This window comes from Vibrio sp. 2132-1 (assembly GCF_033344315.1).
The window spans coordinates 1-500 of the sequence record NZ_JAWPON010000928.1 but is presented as its reverse complement, the minus strand read 5'-3'; the positions used below and the strand labels follow the sequence as shown (position 1 = coordinate 500).

Genomic DNA, 500 nt, shown 5'->3' with positions numbered 1-500 from the left:
CTCCAATCTTCACTATCAGTTATCAATCAATTTGGGTATAGCGTCTTGCTCGTGACGGGAAAAGAGACTCAGCGCGCCACGCCCATCATCAATTATCTCAAAGCTCAAAATATGCGTTATCAGCACGTCGCCATCAATGGGGAGCCCAACATTACGATGGTGGAAGAGACGGCGGTGCTCGGGCGAAAATTTCAACCTGATGTGGTCATCGCGATCGGCGGTGGTAGCGTCATCGACATGGGCAAGGCATTGGCCGCAATCATTCCTAATCAGGGTAATGTCTACGATTATGTGGAAGTAGTTGGAAGAAACGTTCCTCTCAAAGCGAAACCGATTCACTTCATCGCGATTCCCACGACTGCGAGTACCGGCTCAGAAGTGACTAGAAATGCCGTTCTGAAGTCAGGGCAGGACAAAGTAAAAGTAAGTTTAAGAAGTCCGGACATGTTGGCTGACGTTGCGATTGTCGACCCAACATTGACTTATGGGACAGATCAATA

At 48.4% G+C, this 500-nt stretch carries 1 protein-coding gene; it reads left to right on the top strand.

Features of this window, described 5'->3' with window-relative positions; genetic code table 11:
• Positions 1–500: iron-containing alcohol dehydrogenase (locus R8N47_RS28775; RefSeq protein ID WP_318186554.1), on the top strand; the 500-nt coding region annotated here is incomplete at both ends.